The sequence below is a fragment of the Ewingella sp. S1.OA.A_B6 genome (genome assembly GCF_049889095.1).
Taxonomy (GTDB): Bacteria; Pseudomonadota; Gammaproteobacteria; order Enterobacterales; family Enterobacteriaceae; genus Ewingella.
Genome location: NZ_JBLJFK010000005.1, coordinates 36,132 through 50,949, shown reverse-complemented (window position 1 = coordinate 50,949; position 14,818 = coordinate 36,132). Strand labels below are relative to the sequence as shown.

At 53.1% G+C, this 14,818-nt stretch carries 13 protein-coding genes and 1 pseudogene; 5 read left to right on the top strand and 9 right to left on the bottom strand.

The features are described 5' to 3' along the window. Positions 1–849 (bottom strand): SDR family NAD(P)-dependent oxidoreductase, encoded by an 849-nt coding sequence (locus tag ACMV8I_RS12615; RefSeq protein ID WP_498865564.1) that lies wholly within the window; start codon positions 847–849, stop codon positions 1–3. Between the two features lie 146 nt (positions 850–995). Here ACMV8I_RS12615 and ACMV8I_RS12610 point away from each other — a divergent pair, with 146 nt between their 5' ends. Further along, a complete protein-coding gene (locus tag ACMV8I_RS12610; protein ID WP_498865563.1) occupies positions 996–1,913 on the top strand; it encodes a LysR substrate-binding domain-containing protein in 918 nt (305 codons plus the stop codon). A gap of 90 nt (positions 1,914–2,003) precedes the next feature. Here the strand turns inward: ACMV8I_RS12610 and ACMV8I_RS12605 are convergent, their stop codons facing one another. Next, positions 2,004–2,558: a single-stranded DNA-binding protein gene (locus ACMV8I_RS12605; RefSeq protein ID WP_498865562.1), complete on the bottom strand. Its 555-nt coding sequence runs from the start codon at positions 2,556–2,558 to the stop codon at positions 2,004–2,006. Positions 2,559–2,883: 325 nt separating this feature from the next. Here ACMV8I_RS12605 and uvrA point away from each other — a divergent pair, with 325 nt between their 5' ends. After that, a complete protein-coding gene (gene uvrA, locus ACMV8I_RS12600; RefSeq protein WP_498865561.1) occupies positions 2,884–5,739 on the top strand; it encodes an excinuclease ABC subunit UvrA in 2,856 nt (951 codons plus the stop codon). 48 nt (positions 5,740–5,787) lie between these two features. On the opposite strand, the gene ACMV8I_RS12595 is transcribed toward uvrA, so the two are convergent. Both ACMV8I_RS12595 and ACMV8I_RS12590 read right to left on the bottom strand, forming a co-directional pair. Continuing rightward, positions 5,788–6,975: an alpha/beta hydrolase-fold protein gene (locus ACMV8I_RS12595; RefSeq protein WP_498865560.1), complete on the bottom strand. Its 1,188-nt coding sequence runs from the start codon at positions 6,973–6,975 to the stop codon at positions 5,788–5,790. Positions 6,976–7,036: 61 nt separating this feature from the next. Next, a complete protein-coding gene (locus ACMV8I_RS12590) occupies positions 7,037–7,936 on the bottom strand; it encodes a LysR family transcriptional regulator (RefSeq protein ID WP_498865559.1) in 900 nt (299 codons plus the stop codon). A 100-nt stretch (positions 7,937–8,036) separates the two neighbouring features. On the opposite strand from ACMV8I_RS12590, the gene ACMV8I_RS12585 reads away from it, so the two are divergent. After that, a complete protein-coding gene (locus ACMV8I_RS12585) occupies positions 8,037–8,657 on the top strand; it encodes a glutathione S-transferase (protein WP_498865558.1) in 621 nt (206 codons plus the stop codon). A gap of 23 nt (positions 8,658–8,680) precedes the next feature. After that, complete coding sequence (locus ACMV8I_RS12580) at positions 8,681–9,595, top strand: pyridoxamine 5'-phosphate oxidase family protein (protein WP_498865557.1); 915 nt, start codon at positions 8,681–8,683, stop codon at positions 9,593–9,595. Between the two features lie 4 nt (positions 9,596–9,599). Here the strand turns inward: ACMV8I_RS12580 and ACMV8I_RS12575 are convergent, their stop codons facing one another. From ACMV8I_RS12575 to ACMV8I_RS12560, 4 genes and pseudogenes are all read right to left on the bottom strand, one after another. Beyond that, complete coding sequence (locus ACMV8I_RS12575; RefSeq protein ID WP_498865556.1) at positions 9,600–9,953, bottom strand: MmcQ/YjbR family DNA-binding protein; 354 nt, start codon at positions 9,951–9,953, stop codon at positions 9,600–9,602. A 122-nt stretch (positions 9,954–10,075) separates the two neighbouring features. Further along, positions 10,076–11,269, bottom strand: coding sequence for an amino acid aminotransferase (locus ACMV8I_RS12570; protein WP_498865555.1), 1,194 nt, complete (start codon positions 11,267–11,269; stop codon positions 10,076–10,078). Positions 11,270–11,425: 156 nt separating this feature from the next. Then, positions 11,426–12,058, bottom strand: coding sequence for a YitT family protein (locus ACMV8I_RS12565; protein WP_498865554.1), 633 nt, complete (start codon positions 12,056–12,058; stop codon positions 11,426–11,428). 246 nt (positions 12,059–12,304) lie between these two features. Continuing rightward, a pseudogene (locus ACMV8I_RS12560) lies at positions 12,305–12,600 on the bottom strand (Lrp/AsnC family transcriptional regulator). Positions 12,601–12,881: 281 nt separating this feature from the next. Here ACMV8I_RS12560 and ACMV8I_RS12555 point away from each other — a divergent pair. After that, complete coding sequence (locus ACMV8I_RS12555; protein WP_498865553.1) at positions 12,882–13,661, top strand: transporter substrate-binding domain-containing protein; 780 nt, start codon at positions 12,882–12,884, stop codon at positions 13,659–13,661. Positions 13,662–13,736: 75 nt separating this feature from the next. Here ACMV8I_RS12555 and alr read toward each other — a convergent pair whose 3' ends face one another. Beyond that, positions 13,737–14,816 carry an alanine racemase gene (alr, locus tag ACMV8I_RS12550; RefSeq protein ID WP_498865552.1) on the bottom strand — a complete coding sequence of 360 codons (1,080 nt, stop codon included), beginning with the start codon at positions 14,814–14,816 and terminating at the stop codon, positions 13,737–13,739. Positions 14,817–14,818 lie beyond the last annotated feature (2 nt).

Genomic DNA, 14,818 nt, shown 5'->3' with positions numbered 1-14,818 from the left:
TCAACACTCCTTAATCTGAGGCCACAAATTGCAAAGAGTTTCTGCATCTGCTGCCTGTATCCGGGCCAAATCAAGCGGATACTCTACGTTTTTATTTTCATTAAACCGGCAGGCGGTAAACTGCCCGTTGCTGGCACGCAAAATATAACCGCTGTCCTGACAGGCTTCCGAGGCCAAAAATAATGCCGCAGGCACGACGGATTCGGCCAACAAATTTTCCGGCGTTCCCTTCTGTCCCCACATACGTGTTTTGGCAACCGGAGAAAGCGCGTTGACCCTGATGCCATACGGCTGACCGTCCATCGACAGCGCATTCATAATCCCTATCTGCGCCATTTTTCCAGCGGAATAGCCAACCAGCCCCTTCTGCGCATAATCAACAAACATTGCCCGGTCAGATGTCGTCAGCACCACACGCGGGGTGGCCGAAGTTTTAAGATGGGGCCATGCGTGTTTGCATAGCCAGATAGGGGAATACACATTGATTCCCAAAACGCGCTCAAGAAATGTATCGTCACTGTTTTCGACAGGTTGATAACCCACCCATCCTGCGTTATGGATCAAAATATCCACACCGCCGAACTCTCTGACGGACATCTCAATCAGTGACTGGCACGCAACCTCCTGTGAGTAATCACCGGAATGCGCGATAACCTGATATCCCTTCATTTGTAACGTTTTGGCCGCCTGGCTTGAGACATTTTCGTCACCCCCTTCGCCGCACAAATTCGCCCCGAGATCTCCCAATACAACTCTTGCTCCACATTTTGCTAACGCAGTGGCGTAGGCCAACCCCAGTCCACGGCCAGCGCCGGTTATCACCGCTATTTTGTTATTAAAATTGATCATGGATTACCCCCTGTTTCGAGCGAGATTAGCCCTTAAATAACAGAATGTTGAATACCGATGACCTGACCAACTGATATGAAATTAATATCAGTACAAAATTAATCGTTCCTATAATGTATCAATGGGAATGACGTGCAGGGGGCGGAATGATTGAAACCAGAGTCTTGAAACAATTTATTGTGGTGGCTGAGGTGCTGAATTTTCATCGGGCGGCTGAGCAACTACACATGTCACAGCCACCACTTAGCGTCGCTATCCGACAACTGGAGGAAAAGCTCGGCGTCGCGCTCTTTATTCGCGATCGTGGCGGTGTGACACTCACGCCAGCCGGGGAAGCCTTTATGTACAGCGCACGTGAGGTCGTTAAGTCCCTCACTGAAGGGATAGATCATGCGCGGAATATCGCGCAAGGGATGGCCGGAAAGCTGACGGTCAGTTCAGTCTCATTGGCTGCCTACCCCACATTGCTCTCTACATTTCGGAGATTTCGTAAAGCTTACCCGCAGGTAGAACTGGTGATCAAAGAGATGCCGTCAGCGTTGCAAATTTTAGCGCTGGAACGGGGTGAAATCGACCTGGCGTTTATAAGAAAACCCGCGACAATTCGCTCAGAAATGATGATGACGCCTTACCTTTCCGAACCTCTCCTTGCTGCTTTGCCGGTGGATCACCCCCTTGCAAATCATTCGCAAATTGAGTTGTCGTTACTGGCGAAAGAAAATTTCGTTTTTACCCCAGAACGACTCGGTGAAGGTTACCATCATCAGCTTATTACGTTTTGCAAACAGGCCGGTTTTATCCCTCACATTGTGCAGGAAGCGGCCCAACTGAGCACACTGATTGCGCTGGTATCCTGCGGGTTTGGTATTGCACTGGTTCCTGGATCCGTTGCCGGTTATACGTTGAATGATAAAGTCAGGTTTATTGAAATTTCCAGCTCTGGCTTCGCACCTCGTGTTGAACTTTTTCATCTGCATGCCGTTCATCAGCCACGCCAGAATATCCCTGTAATACTTGGGAATTTTTTAGCTTTGCTTGACGTATCAGTGCCAGAGTTTGAATAGCAAGGAGATGATTTCCCTGACAGGGAACATTAAAAAAGCCCCTCGCGGGGCTTTTTCAGTTTCTGACATGAATGCCCGCAGGCAACCTGATCAGAACGGGATATCGTCGTCAAAATCCATTGGTGGTTCGTTGTTCTGTGCTGGCGCGTTGTTCTGCGTAGCCGGACGAGCCTGCTGGCCGCCGCTGAACTGGTTGCCGCCTTGTGGCTGCTGAGGCTGACCCCAACCGCCTTGCTGACCACCTGACTGGCCGCCTGCTGCTGGCTGACCGCCACCTGCTGGTGTGCCGCCGCTGGCACGGCCGCCGAGCATCTGCATGGTGCCGCCCACGTTAACGACAACTTCGGTGGTGTATTTTTCAACGCCAGCCTGGTCGGTCCATTTACGGGTTTGCAGTGCACCTTCGATGTAAACCTGGGAACCTTTCTTCAGGTATTCACCGGCGACTTCGGCCAATTTGCCGAACAGCACAACGCGGTGCCATTCAGTCTTTTCTTTCTGCTCGCCGGTGGCTTTGTCACGCCAGCTTTCGGAGGTTGCCAGCGTGATGTTAGCAACGGCACCGCCGTTAGGCATGTAGCGGACTTCCGGGTCTTGACCCAGGTTACCGACGAGAATGACTTTGTTTACGCCTCTGCTGGCCATGTGGATTCTCCTGATGAGGTATGTCGTGGTTGAAACCACAGTTTGGGGTGTGAGGAATTCACTTCGCGCCATTATAACCACAAAACGCCGCCTTCGTACCACGGATGTAAAACGTTGGAGCATTCTTTCCAGTTTATTTAGCAAAGCATCCAGCGTTACAACGAGTACTGGATATACATTCAGGTTTCGGGGTGGCATAGACTGTGATTTGTGTCATAATTGCCCGTTACGTTCTTCTCTGTGCCCGATTCGTTGGCCGAAGCAATGCCAGATTTACCGACGGTCACCGGCACGGTGAGCTATCAAGTTAATCCGGGAATAATGAATGGATAAGATCGAAGTTCGGGGCGCACGCACCCATAATCTCAAGAATATCAACCTGATTATCCCGCGCGACAAACTGATTGTTGTCACCGGCTTATCGGGTTCAGGCAAATCTTCACTGGCGTTTGATACCCTCTATGCAGAAGGCCAACGCCGCTACGTAGAGTCGCTGTCTGCCTATGCGCGCCAATTTTTATCCTTAATGGAAAAACCGGACGTCGACCATATTGAAGGTCTCTCTCCGGCAATTTCCATTGAGCAAAAGTCGACATCGCACAACCCGCGTTCGACTGTCGGTACCATCACTGAAATCCACGACTATCTGCGCCTGTTGTTTGCCCGCGTGGGCGAACCGCGCTGCGCGGAACACGGTGTGCCGCTGTCGGCCCAGACCGTCAGCCAGATGGTGGATAACGTGCTGGCACAGCCAGAAGGCGCACGCCTGATGCTGCTGGCGACAATCATCAAAGATCGCAAAGGCGAGCACACCAAAACGCTGGAAAACCTGGCGTCACAAGGTTACATCCGTGCACGTATCGACGGCGAGGTCTGCGATTTGTCCGATCCGCCGAAACTGGAGTTGCAGAAGAAACACACCATCGAAGTGGTGGTTGACCGCTTTAAAGTGCGCGAGGACATAGCGCAGCGTCTGGCTGAGTCTTTTGAAACTGCGCTGGAGCTCTCCGGCGGTACTGCCGTGGTCGCCGACATGGATGACCCAAAAGCGGAAGCGATGTTGTTCTCTGCCAACTTTGCCTGCCCGATTTGCGGCTACAGCATGAGTGAACTGGAACCCCGGATGTTCTCGTTCAACAATCCAGCCGGTGCCTGTCCTACCTGCGACGGTCTCGGTGTGCAGCAGTTCTTCGATCCGGAACGCGTGGTGCAAAACCCTGAGCTGTCGCTGGCCGGTGGCGCTATCCGCGGTTGGGATCGCCGTAATTTTTACTATTTCCAGATGCTGCGCTCGTTGGGCGAGCACTACAAATTCGACGTGGAAGCACCGTACAACGATCTAAGCAGCGACGTGAAACACGCTATTCTGCAAGGTTCCGGCAAAGACACCATCGAGTTTAAATACATCAACGACCGTGGTGATACCTCGATTCGCCGTCACCCGTTCGAAGGCGTTCTGCACAACATGGAGCGCCGTTATAAAGAGACGGAATCCAGTGCAGTGCGTGAAGAGCTGTCGAAATACATCAGCAACCGCTCTTGCTCCTCTTGTAAAGGCACCCGCCTGCGTGAAGAAGCTCGCAACGTATTTGTTGAAGAGACCACGCTGCCAGAGATCTCCGATTTCAGCATCGGCCACGCGCTGGATTTCTTCCGCAATATGAAGCTCAGCGGTCAGCGTGCGCAGATCGCCGAGAAGGTGATGAAAGAGATTGGCGATCGCCTGAAGTTCCTGGTTAACGTCGGCCTGAATTATCTCTCGCTGTCCCGTTCGGCAGAAACGCTCTCTGGCGGTGAAGCCCAGCGTATTCGTCTGGCGAGCCAGATTGGCGCAGGCCTTGTGGGCGTAATGTACGTGCTGGATGAGCCGTCTATTGGTCTGCATCAGCGCGATAACGAACGTCTGCTCGAGACGCTGGTTCACCTGCGTGATCTCGGTAACACAGTGATCGTGGTTGAGCACGACGAAGATGCCATCCGTGCCGCCGATCACGTGATTGATATCGGTCCCGGGGCAGGTGTACACGGCGGTCATGTCGTCGCCGAAGGGACCGTTGATCAGATCATGGCAGTACCTGAGTCGCTAACCGGTCAGTTCCTCAGTGGCAAACGCGAAATCGCCCTGCCGGAACATCGCGTACCGGCTGACCCGACCAAAGTATTGAAACTTTCCGGTGCCAGAGGCAATAACCTGAAAGATGTCACGCTGACGCTGCCGGTCGGCTTGTTTACCTGTATCACCGGCGTGTCCGGCTCAGGTAAATCGACGCTAATTAACGACACGCTGTTCCCGCTGGCGCAGTGCGAGCTCAACGGCGCGACGCTGGCCGAAGCCGCACCTTACCGTGAAATCGATGGTCTGGGGCATTTCGATAAAGTCATCGACATCGATCAGAGCCCGATTGGCCGTACACCGCGTTCCAACCCGGCGACCTACACCGGTATTTTCACTCCGGTACGCGAACTGTTTGCCGGTGTGCCCGAGTCTCGTGCGCGTGGCTACAATCCAGGGCGCTTCAGCTTTAACGTCAAGGGCGGGCGCTGCGAGGCCTGTCAGGGCGATGGCGTGATCAAAGTCGAGATGCACTTCCTGCCGGATATTTACGTGCCGTGCGATCAGTGCCGTGGTAAACGCTATAACCGCGAAACGCTGGAGATTAAATATAAAGGCAAGAGCATCCACGAAGTGCTGGAAATGACCATTGAAGAGGCCCGTGATTTCTTCGACGCCGTTCCAGCACTGGCGCGTAAGCTGCAAACCCTGATGGACGTCGGTCTGACATACATCTGTCTTGGTCAGTCAGCGACCACGCTCTCAGGTGGTGAAGCTCAGCGTGTAAAACTGGCGCGTGAACTGTCTAAACGCGGCACCGGCCAGACACTGTATATTCTCGATGAACCGACTACCGGCCTGCACTTTGCCGATATCCAACAACTGCTGGCGGTCCTGCATCAGCTTCGCGATCAGGGTAATACCATCGTGGTGATTGAGCATAATCTGGACGTGATCAAAACGGCAGACTGGATTGTCGATCTGGGGCCGGAAGGCGGCAGCGGCGGCGGCGAAATCCTGGTAGCCGGTACGCCGGAAACCGTCGCAGAGTGCAAAGAATCGCACACCGCGCGCTTCCTTAAACCGCTGCTGGAACATCATAAGCAGAAAGCCAAGAAGTCGGCTTAACCGAAAGTAAAAGGCCTTCCCGTCGGGAAGGCCTTTTTATTGGGACAATTACTTAAAAATCTTCTGCACAAATTCTGCATATGCCGGACGCCAGACATCCATCTCATGACCCAGATTCGGGTATTCGTGGTAATCGAACTTAATTTTATGTTGCTCAAGCTCTGACTTCAGCCCTGCAATATCTTTTCCCGTTACTACATCTTTGTCCCCCACCACGACGGTGAAGTTTTTCAGCTGCGCGTTGATCTTTTGTGGTTCAGCAAAGCGTTTCTCTACCTGTTCATTCGGCACGGTAGTGGTACTGACACCGCTGAAGGTCGCCAGCCAGTCGAATTTATCCAGGTGTGTCATACCGCTGACCAGTGTCTGATATCCACCCTGCGAAAGGCCGGCCAGCGCACGTCCTGCTGCATCGCCGCGCACGCGGAAATTTTTCGACACCAGCGGGATAATATCCTGCGTCAGCTCGCGATCGGCCGCTGCGGCATTAGCCGGGTAAAAAGTCTTTCGGCGCTCTTTAGGCACAAAATCTTCCGGCACGATGCCTTTGGCATCCGTTTCGGTATCCGGGATCACGACCAACATCGGCGTGATTTTTTTCTCCGCCAGCAGGTTGTCCATGATTTGCGGAATGCGGCCTTGATCGAGTGCAGAACGTCCAGTGTCACCAAATCCATGATAGAAATAAAGTACCGGTAACGGCTTCGACGTATCGTTGTAGCCCGGCGGCGTCCAGACGTAAATCTGCCGTTCGGCATTCAGCGCATTGCTGTGATACGTGATGGCACGCACTTCGCCGTGCGGCACGGCTTTCACATCCAATACGCTGCCCGGCACCAGAATCTGGCTGGTATTCACCTGGCGCTGCGGCTTAGCCATGGCGCTGCCGGTGTCTATTGAGCGGAAGCCATCAACGTTAAAAAAGTATTCATACAGATTGGGTTTCATCATGTCCGAGGTAAAGGCCCAGACCCCCTGAGCATCTTTGGTCATAGGATGAGAAACATAGCTTGGCGCCGTTGCGCCAGTGACCACGTCGACCTGCCTGGCTGACGGTGCAAACAGCCGGAAGGTGATGGTTTTGTCCGGGTTGACCACCGTCAGAAACTGGTTGGCTATCTGCGCCGAATCTTGCTGTAAAGGAAGCGTTTGCGCCGTAACGGCAGCCAGCAACGGCAGGGGAATAGATAAAGACAGAACCAACAACGTAGCACGATTAAGCACAGAACAATTCATTCCTTTTTTCCTCAGTCAGACGGGTTGTACATCAACCCATATCTCGTTTGATAATGACGTATTACACGCCATGAATCTGCGACAGCTGACTCAATCTTTCCCATGCAAAGTCCCAGAAGGTTCTGACTTTTCTCGGGATTCGCTGAATATTCTGTACCACCAGTTGAACCGGCATCGGTGACGGCTCGGAATCAGGCAGCAGTCGGACCAAGATTCCGCTGGCCAGATCGTCAGCGACCTGGTAGCTCAGCAGCCGCGCTATACCGTGACCGGCGCGCACTGCCAGCAGTTGCGATTCGACGTCATTGAGCAAAAGGCGCGGCGACAACTTCACCCGCAGGCCATCCTCATTTGGCCCAAAACGCCACTCATTGCGCGGTGACCTCAGGGTACCGACAATGGTTTGATGTTGCGCCAGCTCCACCGGTTGTAAGGGGTTGCCATACTGTTGTAGATAGGCTGGGCTAGCGACCAGCATGCGGGTAACGTAGCCCACTTTACGGGCCACTTTGCCGGAGTTCTCCAGATGGCCAATGCGAACCGCCAGGTCTAACCCTTCATCGATTAGCTCCAGATTGCGATCATTAAGCACCATGTCGATCTGTATATCCGGATGCAGTTGCAGGAACTCCATCACCAACGGCGCAACGTGTTTACGGCCAAACTGCACCGGCGCGGTAACGCGTAGCAGTCCGTTGAGCTGGGTTTCAGCGGTGTCAAACAGCGCCTCTTGATAATGACCGATCAACACTTGTGCTCGTTCTGCCAGCCGGACGCCAGCCTCCGTTGGGGCCAACCGTCGTGTGGTGCGTTCAACCAGCCGCGCACCAAAGCGCTGTTCGAGCGAGGCGATAGCGCGGGTAATCGCAGGGGCTGAACGCCGGGTCCTCCGTGCAGCCTCCGCTAGGCTGCCGTATTGCAGAACGGCGACGAAAATCTCTAACTCATCCAGGCGATCCATAGATTCTTCCTCAAGATGAAACAGTCACTTTCAATCTTTACGGATTCGCTTCGTTTGTTGCAAGAGTAATCTGTCTGTAAATCGACAAAGGAGACAATACATGCACAATATTCAGCTTTATGCCACCCCGCTTTCCGGACACTGCCACCGCGTGGTTCTGTTACTCAACATGCTGAACTTGCCGTTTGACGTCAAAGAGGCCCCGGCCAGCGTACGCCTCACCGCCGAATTCCGGCAGATCAGTCCAATGGGGCAAATCCCGGTGCTGGTTGATAATGGTCTGACGCTGACCGACAGCAACGCTATTCTGGTGTATCTGGTGAAGCGCTATGCACCTGACAGTCACTGGCTACCGGAAGATGCATTACAGGCGGCGCAGGTTCAACAATGGCTTTCAAAAGCCGCCGGAGAGATCCGCTACGGCGTGGCGGCTGCGCGCATGGTGGCACAGTTCAACGCGCCAGAAGATTATGATGCTTCCGTAGCCATCGCCCGCGTGTTCTTACCGCATCTCGAACACCATCTTAGCCAGCATGACTTTTTGGCAACCGGTCAGGTGACGATCGCCGATCTGGCCTGTTTCAGCTATGTACGCGCTGCGCCAGAGGGTGGTATCTCTCTGGAGTCCTGTCCTGCCATCCGCCGTTGGCTGACCCGCATCGCAGCACTGCCTGGCTATCAGCCCCAGCCCGAACTGCCACTGCCCGTCGTCGCGCAATAGCCATCGACATAACCGGAGGCCACATGAAAGACCGGGTATTTCATCCCGATGAACGACGGGCACAGGTGCTGGCACAGTTTGATATCGTCAGCGCCCCAATTCGCTCAGTCATGCAGGATCAGCACCGCGACTTTTTTGCCGGTTTGCCCTATGTGCTGGCCTCAACCCTGGATGAGAATGGCTGGCCGCTGGCGACGTTGCTGACCGGCCCTCCGGGCTTTATCCGTTCGCCGGATACCACCCATCTGCGCATTAATGCCCCGCGCAGGCAGGACGATCCGACCCTGGCGGCGATGCATCCCGGCAAAGATATAGGTCTTCTGGGGATCGACTTTTCCAACCGGAGACGTAACCGAGCTAACGGCCTGATCGGGCGCATGGATAAGAACCGGATTGAGATCGAGGTCGATCAAAGCTTCGGCAACTGCCCGAAGTATATTCAGATTCGCGAACTGGTGGAGAGCACAAGGCAAAGCCCGCTGCCGCTCAGAGAAGACCTGATAACGCTGGACGATGACGCACGCAGGCTGATCGCCAGTGCTGATACCTTTTTCATCGCCACGCACGCCCACGGCGATAAACCACAGGGCGGTGCAGATGTCTCACACCGTGGCGGGAGACCGGGGTTCGTAAGAATTGAAGGCAACCGGTTATGGATACCGGATTTCAGTGGAAATAAGTACATGAACACGCTGGGAAATTTACTGGCTCAGCCGCGCGCCGCGCTGCTATTTCCCGATTTCGATAATGGCGATATTTTGCATCTGCAAGGTACCACTGAGATCCTCTGGCAGCCTGAGGCACTAAACGGCCCCGGCGGGGCAGAACGCTATTGGTGCATGGATATCGCCCGGGCGTGGCGCTTTCGCGAGGCATTACCCTGGCGCGGCCGCCACGTGCAATATTCTCCGGCGACAATGGCAACGGGAAGCTGGTGAGCGGTTAAACGCCCAACTCGTGGCGCGCTGCCTCCGGTAGTGATGACACCACCATCTGATACGAAGCATCGATCAGATAATAGAACTGTGAATCCGGTAGATCACCATCAAGATAAACAGTGTTCCAGTGGGCTTTGTTCAGGTGATCGCCGGGAATAATACAGCTGTGTTTAGCACGCAACTGGTCGGCAAGCTCCGCGCTGGTTTTAAGCGAGACCGCTTCCCGTCCATTGCATTCGCACAGCATGGCAAACATGACATCCGCCACTTTTATCTGGTTGGCGCCACGCAAGTTATTTTGTGTTTCCTCAGCGCCAGGCTTGGCCAGGCAATAATCAAGCAGTTCCGTACTGGTCATATTTCATGTTCTCCATTGAGATGAGCAAAAAACAGACGTTTAATGGCTCAGCGTAGTTCAAAAAAGGCCAACATTGCTGTCAGCCCTTATTTGCATGATGAAGAGTGAATCAGACGAGAATATTACTGCACAGCGGCGAACGCGTCGGCGACCTGTTTCACGTTGTGGTGATTCAGACCCGCCATGCAAACGCGGCCGCTGGCAATCAGGTACACACCGAACTCTTCACGCAGGCGATCGACCTGCGCCACGCTGAAGCCGGTGTAGCTGAACATACCGCGCTGTTGCAGCAGGTAGTCAAAATTGCGTCCAGGCAGCGCGACTTTCAGGCTGTTAACCAGCGTCTGACGCATTTCCAGAATACGAATGCGCATGCTTTCTACTTCATCCAGCCATTGGGCTTTCAGATGGGCGTCGCCCAGCACTTTTGCCACTACCTGCGCACCGAAATTCGGCGGACTAGAGTAATTACGGCGTACGGTGGCTTTCAGTTGGCCCAGTACACGACCTGCAGCTTCGCTGTTTTCGCACACGACGGATAGCCCGCCCACTCGCTCACCGTACAGTGAGAAAATTTTCGAGAAGGAGTTGCTGACAAAGCAGGTCACGCCCGCCGCTGCCATGGCACGAATAGCGTAGGCGTCTTCGTCAATACCGGCGCCAAAACCCTGATATGCAATGTCGAGGAACGGGATTAAATCGCGCTGTTTAGCGACTTCAATCACCTGATCCCACTGCGCGGGCGTCAGATCAGAACCGGTTGGATTGTGGCAACACGGATGCAGCAGCACGATGCTTTGCGCGGAAAGGCTTTTCAGGCTGTCCAGCATCCCGGCGAAATTCACACCCAGACTTTTGGGATCAAAATAGGGGTAAGTATGAACCTTGAAACCGGCGCCGCCAAAAATAGCCACGTGGTTTTCCCAGGTTGGATCACTGACCCACACTTCAGACTTCGGGAAATAAAACTTGAGAAAATCAGCGCCGACTTTCAGTGCGCCAGAACCGCCGACGGTCTGAATGGTAGCAATGCGTCCTTGTTGCAGGGCCGGATGTTCAGCGCCGAATAACAACGTCTGAATTGCGCTGCGGTAGGCGGGCAGGCCATCCATCGGCAAGTAAACCGAGGCGGTTTGCGGCAGCGCGTTCATCTGGTTTTCAGCCGCTTCCACTGAGCTAAGTTGTGGGATAATGCCTTGCTCGTCATAATACAGACCGATGCTCAGATTAACCTTCTTCTCTCTTGGGTCGTTTTTGAAACTGTCCATTAGCGACAGGATTGGGTCACCGGCATAAGCATCGACATGTTGGAACACGGTATAAATCTCCTGGTTTGATTTCTGCAATACCGCGCATAGACTGGCGCGGCTGTTGTTCGGCGGGTGATCAACATAACTTCACAGACTATCAAAGTTCATTAAAAAAGATGACAACAATGTTGTGATTTCTCGCGCATCCGTATGACATTGATATCAGACGCTGTAACGCCCCGGACGATGGTTCATCGCGATAATCAGATTCACAATCACCGCGCCGAGAATCGAGGCGATCAGCATTTCGTAACTGACCACAAACAGCGATGCCAGCACAATGCAGCAGTCCACGCCCATTTGCAGTTTTCCGGCGCGGATGCCGTATTTATCTTGCAGAAATAGCGCCAGAATATTCATGCCACCGAGGCTGGCTTTGTGGCGGAACAGCACGATAAAGCCGATCCCCATAATGACGTTGCCGAACAGAGTGGCGTAAAACGGTTGCAGATGATCGAAATGGACAAACAGCGGATGTAGATCGGAAAATACCGACACCAGCGCCACAGCGCTGAAAGTTTTCAGCGTGAACGGCCAACCCATGCGGCGAATAGAAAGATAGTAGAACGGTAAATTGATGATAAAAAAGGCCGTACCGAAAGACACCTGAGCCAGGTAATGCACCAGAAACGCAATGCCTGCCGTTCCGCCGGTCAGCGCACCGACCTGACGCAGCATCACGACGCCAAAAGACACCATCAGCGTGCCAATGACAATCGCCAGCATGTCTTCAATCAACGTATGCGCGGTACGAGGTTGTTCCACCGGCTTTTCAAAACTGTCGCAACTTGCCATAAATTCCAATTTCCCCGAAAAACACACACCGAAAAACTTTTATTGATAATTCATGAGATAGGAATACAAGGCAATATTCACACACGTAATTTGCATTAAAAAGCGAAAATAAGATTTCTAGTCGCGTTAATTATTCTTTACATGCAAAAATCACGCATTTACATTAATAATTATGCACTGTAAAAATGAATCCGCACCACAACAAATCACCATAGCAGTGCGCATGAAATAAACCCCCTTTAATCCTCATGCACCCGTTAATAAGCCGTTTTCTTTTAACTGGTTAAGTACAGCTAATGTTTTTACATGCGCGACATTTTTATGAACGGAGAGGATTTGGCTGATCTGAGTACTTAAACCCGCTACATCCTTTACTTCGACTTTTAATAAATAATCGGCGTCACCGGTGGTTTTATACACATCAATCGCGAGCATTGTGACGCAAATAATCCGACCCACTCGCTAAGTTCCTGATTGGCCAGTCTTCCATTAGCTTGTAATAACGTCAAAATCCTCAGGTGGTAATCATCAATGCTGTACATAATACTGTTCCTGTCGTTTTATTTTTGTTTGTCGTCATTTCACACGGTAAGGACTGTACCCTAAATAATTCAAGTTGCAGGAAGACGGCAAGCGAGTGAATCCCGATGAGCTTACACAAGGAAGTGATTTGGGTGATTGAACGCAGCCAACGTACATGCAGCCTTAAGTATGACGGGTATATAACGGCTAAATACTTATCGGCTGTTTTTTCTTATACTGGGCGAATTATAAACAAAGGCGCACGACGCCACCCTGCCGCTTGATATCAAGGAAAAGTTTCATGAAGAAAACGCTAATGACCCTGACGTTACTCGCCGCCAGCACGCTGGCCGCTCACGCCGAAGGTACGCCTTCACATTTGGATCGCGTGCTGCAAAAAGGGGCGATTAACGTCTGCACCACTGGCGACTATAAGCCTTACAGCTTTCTCAATAAAGAAGGTCAGTACGAAGGTATCGACATCACGATGGCACAGTCTCTGGCCACCAGTCTTGGCGTGAAGGTCAACTGGGTGCCGACCACGTGGAAAACAATGATGTCAGATATGACGTCCAACAATTGCGATATTGCCATGGGCGGGATCTCCGTCACCCTCGCGCGTCAACAGAAAGCATGGTTCGCTGATATGCTGGACCAGGACGGCAAAATTCCGCTGGTGCGCTGTGAAGATGTACGGAAATATCAGACGATCGTGCAACTGAACTCACCGAAAGTGCGGCTGATTGAACCCGCGGGCGGCACCAACGAGGCCTTTGTTCACAGCCACCTTCCCGATGCCAAGCTTGCGCTGCACGACAACGTGACAATTTTCCAGCAACTGGTGGATAAGAAAGCAGACGTGATGATAACAGATGCGTCGGAAGCGCTGTTCCAGCAGAAACATTACCCGAAACTCTGTGCGGTGAACCCGAAGAAACCACTGCAGTACGGCGAGAAAGCCTACATGCTGCCGCGCGATGACGTGAGCTGGAAGATGTACGTCGATCAGTGGCTGCACCTGAGTAAAGCCAACGGCGACTATCAGAGTCTGGTCAGCAAATGGCTGACGGTGAAGAAATAGTCTTTGTCGCTAACGTCATGTAGATCCGCAGTTGTAGATCCACCGCTTAAGGCGCAGCAAGCTGCGCCTATTTCCCTACTCCCCCACATAAACGCGGGCAACACGTGAGGTCAGCTGGGTTATCAGCTCATACTGACTGATCCCGGTTGCGGCAGAAACGTCTTCGACCGGTAACCCTTCCCCCCAGAAAATAACCTCATCACCCACAGCGTCACGGGCATCAGGGCCTAAATCGACTGAAATCATGTCCATGGACACGCGACCAACAATCGGCACGATGCGGCCATTAACCCGTACCGGCGTACCACTCGGGGCGCTGCGCGGATACCCATCGCCGTATCCCATAGCGATAACGCCTAGCCGTGTTTCACGCTCACTTCGCCAGATTCCACCGTAGCCAACCGGCTCTCCGGCGGCATGGTTACGCACGGCAATCAGGCTGGAAGTCAGGGTCATGACCGGTTTTAGCCCGAAATGCGCGGCATCGTCGGAGTCCAGCGGCGAGACGCCGTATAAAATAATGCCAGGCCGCACCAGATCCAGATGCGCATCTGGCCATAGTAGTACACCACCCGAAGCGGCAATGGATTTTAGCCCCGGCTTACCCTGCACAAACTGCAGGAAAACGCGCAGCTGGTTTGGCGTGGCTTCGGAGTCCGATTCATCTGCACGCGCAAAATGACTCATGATATTCACCGGCTGCTGCACGTTAGGACAGGCACACAGACGTTGATAAAACGCCTCAGCTTCAGCGGGATGCACACCCAGCCGGTGCATGCCGGTATCCAGCTTCATCCACACATTTAGCGGTTTGAACAGCGTCGCCTGCTCCAGTGCAACGAGTTGTTCGAGGCTGTGCACCGCAGTATCCAGCCCATGCGCCACTACCTGTGGTAAGTCCTCAGGGCTAAAAAAACCTTCGAGTAACACAATGGGCTTCACTATCCCGCCTGAGCGCAGGGCCAGCGCTTCGCTCAGGCGAGCAACACCATAACAATCCGCATCCTGCAAACTGTGAGCCGCATCGAGCAGGCCGTGTCCGTAGGCATTGGCCTTCACCACAGCCAGCACACGACTTTGCGGCGCCAAATGGCGCACCCGTTGCAGATTATGTCGCAGAGCGCGGCAATCAATAACCGCCGTAGCCGCTTTCATGT

Coding starts and splice junctions, on each gene's coding strand:
- ACMV8I_RS12615 (WP_498865564.1), bottom strand. CDS start 849: ATGATCAATTTTAATAACAAAATAGCGGTGATAACCGGCGCTGGCCGT.
- ACMV8I_RS12610 (WP_498865563.1), top strand. CDS start 996: ATGATTGAAACCAGAGTCTTGAAACAATTTATTGTGGTGGCTGAGGTG.
- ACMV8I_RS12605 (WP_498865562.1), bottom strand. CDS start 2,558: ATGGCCAGCAGAGGCGTAAACAAAGTCATTCTCGTCGGTAACCTGGGT.
- uvrA (WP_498865561.1), top strand. CDS start 2,884: ATGGATAAGATCGAAGTTCGGGGCGCACGCACCCATAATCTCAAGAAT.
- ACMV8I_RS12595 (WP_498865560.1), bottom strand. CDS start 6,975: ATGAATTGTTCTGTGCTTAATCGTGCTACGTTGTTGGTTCTGTCTTTA.
- ACMV8I_RS12590 (WP_498865559.1), bottom strand. CDS start 7,936: ATGGATCGCCTGGATGAGTTAGAGATTTTCGTCGCCGTTCTGCAATAC.
- ACMV8I_RS12585 (WP_498865558.1), top strand. CDS start 8,037: ATGCACAATATTCAGCTTTATGCCACCCCGCTTTCCGGACACTGCCAC.
- ACMV8I_RS12580 (WP_498865557.1), top strand. CDS start 8,681: ATGAAAGACCGGGTATTTCATCCCGATGAACGACGGGCACAGGTGCTG.
- ACMV8I_RS12575 (WP_498865556.1), bottom strand. CDS start 9,953: ATGACCAGTACGGAACTGCTTGATTATTGCCTGGCCAAGCCTGGCGCT.
- ACMV8I_RS12565 (WP_498865554.1), bottom strand. CDS start 12,058: ATGGCAAGTTGCGACAGTTTTGAAAAGCCGGTGGAACAACCTCGTACC.
- ACMV8I_RS12555 (WP_498865553.1), top strand. CDS start 12,882: ATGAAGAAAACGCTAATGACCCTGACGTTACTCGCCGCCAGCACGCTG.
- alr (WP_498865552.1), bottom strand. CDS start 14,816: ATGAAAGCGGCTACGGCGGTTATTGATTGCCGCGCTCTGCGACATAAT.